2 protein-coding genes and 1 pseudogene are annotated in these 2,643 nt (G+C 33.3%); all 3 read right to left on the bottom strand.

The annotated features are described in order from the left end of the window. On the bottom strand, positions 1-946 hold a 946-nt coding region (locus ERX35_RS11225; protein ID WP_149459972.1), incomplete at its 3' end, for a protein rep. 412 nt (positions 947-1,358) lie between these two features. Beyond that, positions 1,359-1,919, bottom strand: a complete 561-nt coding sequence (locus ERX35_RS11220; protein WP_149459971.1) for a DUF5626 family protein — start codon at positions 1,917-1,919, stop codon at positions 1,359-1,361. A 550-nt stretch (positions 1,920-2,469) separates the two neighbouring features. Beyond that, positions 2,470-2,643: pseudogene (locus ERX35_RS11625) on the bottom strand (protein rep); the annotation flags it as partial.

The raw sequence follows: 2,643 nt of genomic DNA, 5'->3' as shown, positions 1-2,643 counted from the left end.
TGATTGAATTTGCTTTTTCTTCGTCAGCTGAAATTTTTTCATCGCCAGTCTGAACTAAATCGCCATCTTCTGCATCGTCTAAATTTAATTCTTTGTGCTTGATTTTCAGCAGACCGCCATAGGATACCATGCGTTTCTTGTAAAGACCCTGTTCCAGATCAGCTACGACTTCTAGATTTTTTTCTTGGTCATTCGTCAGATAATCACTTGCTTTCACTGAATATTTTGCTGTCTCTTTAATTGCAGCTTCAATCGCCTTATCACCCTTTGAATTAGGCTTAATCGCTTTGATATTAAGCACAGGCTCATAATTGACTTTAAGGGCTTTCCGCCACATCTGAAGCCAATCTTTTTGAGGAATATAGTTGTCAGCACCTCTAAAAAATTTACTTTCAACACACAAAAGTACATGCATATGCTGATTGTATGAGCCGTTTTTCTTGTTGACAGTGACCTCTGTCGTTCTCATGAATCCGACAAGATTCTTCTCAACTTTTTTATATTTCATCAGCCGATTAAAGCCTTGTGTCAGTTCTCTTAAACTGGTGTCCAGACTTTCGCCATCAACCGAGTTACGATTGGATAAAGTCATGAACAGCCAGCGTGCTGATGGTTTCTCCTTGATAACTTCGTTAACGACCAACTGCGTCTGATAACTGTTCTTCATTGCTCTCCTCCAGTTGCAGACAGGACATAATTTCGACTTACAGAACCATGTCTTATAAAGTTTTAAATAGCCCTCATCAGTCGCCTTAAACTCCAGTACATGACCGCAATGCCGCACATTTTCAGCTTTCTTTATCTTCAAGATCTCGAGAAGTTCGGCATAAGTGACATTACCCATCTTCTTTTCTTGCCAGGGACGAACTTTCCCGGACTTCGTATAATCTCTTAAAATCTCATTGCCTTGATTTTTAGAAATAAATTTTGTATGATTATAGTGCATTAGAAAAACCGCCTTTCTTGGTCGGTTTCATTAAATTACGCATAAAAAGACCTCCAAATGTTCTGATTATTTCTAGACAATCTAATCTTACATCTGGGGTTTTTTTATGTCAATTTTTTTATACACTTAAAATCACGATGACACCTGTCTTATCAACGGGTTAAGCTGTTTTAAAAAAATCTCGTTATTTCTATATAGTATCAAGACAAGAAGAAACACGAATTTTGCGTTGCAAAATTCTATAAAAAAACGATCACTATGTTTATAGTGATCGTTTTTTTATTTATTTTTTTTGATAGTTATTTGTAAAATATTTATATACCGCTGTAACAATTCCACCTATAACTAAAATGCTTAAAATAAGCATAATTAACATTTGAATACCCATATAAATCAACCCTTTAAAATAATATTATTTGATAGTATATGAAATTTTATTATTACTATCAATTTTTGCACGTAACCAACCATTCCATCCACCAAAATCCCAAACAGGAGTTCCAAATTCAAAATAATAAGTGGCTTGTTTAGAAGAATCTAATTTTAAATTAGCTGATTTTACACTAACACCAATTCCCGAATAAGTTCCATCATACGCTTTTGTAATTTTATTATTACTAACTATAAAACGAAATTCGCAGTTAAACACTCCAGTTGTCCAATACGCTCTATATTTTCCATTTTGTAAAGATGCAGCTCTCAACATACCATCTTTTGAATTACTAACAGTCGGTGTATATTCCAGTCCAACTACAGCCGTTTTATTATTTCCTAAATTAATAGTTTTTTCTTGAATACCAGATTGGTTTAACTCAAAACTTCCCAATGTCTTTTCGATTTTTTCAACACTTTCTTTTGATAATTTATCATTCGAATTCAAATCATTACCCGATTTAACTTCAGCATGAGTATCTTGAACAAAACCTGTAAATAATAAAGAAGACGCAAGAACAGTGCTTCCAATAAATTTCATTTTCTTAGAGATATGAAACCTCCTGTATTTTTTAAAACTACAAATATATAATAACACTTTCTGTATATTTTGAAACTTTTTCACTCTATAGATTAATTTTTATTCCAATTTCCTTTTTGTGTAGAAACTTTGACCCTTCAAACTTCCCGAAGATGAGCCCACCAGAAAAAAACGCCCTGGTGGGCCCACTCCGTTAAGTGTACTTGAAGGGTCTTTTCTTTCACAAAAAGTTTTCTCGGCATAAAAGATTTCTAATGTTTTTTTGTCAGTCGCTTTTTTATGTTTATTTTTAATTTTAAGCTTATTTAAGACGATTTAAGTGTTTTTCTAGTAAAAAGTACTCGAGAATAAAAAACGGCTCTTAAAACGCAAATATGAGCGAAATATATAAATTTTAATTTTCATCAGTGTCCACGATTTTTTAGACACTGCCCATTTACATGCAATCTTCGATTTCATGAAAAAATGGGCAAACATGCTGTTTGATTGCTTCTAGTTCCTGCAGGGGCTAATTTAATAAAAAATGAAAAATAAAAAGCACTGAAAATAATCAGTGCTTCAAAAAATAATTCTGTTTTTCAAAGTTCCATATCGCCATGATTGAATTTGCTTTTTCTTCGTCAGCTGAAATTTTTTCATCGCCAGTCTGAACTAAATCGCCATCTTCTGCATCGTCTAAATTTAATTCTTTGTGCTTGATTTTCAGCAGACCGCCATAGGATAC

It is taken from the genome of Macrococcus equipercicus (assembly GCF_004359525.2).
Lineage (GTDB): Bacteria > Bacillota > Bacilli > Staphylococcales > Staphylococcaceae > Macrococcus > Macrococcus equipercicus.
Note: the sequence above shows the minus strand (reverse complement) of the source record. Positions and strands in the feature narration are given on the sequence as shown.

Excerpts from the sequence above, each read along its gene's own strand:
- ERX35_RS11220 (WP_149459971.1), bottom strand. The coding sequence starts at position 1,919 with ATGAAATTTATTGGAAGCACTGTTCTTGCGTCTTCTTTATTATTTACA.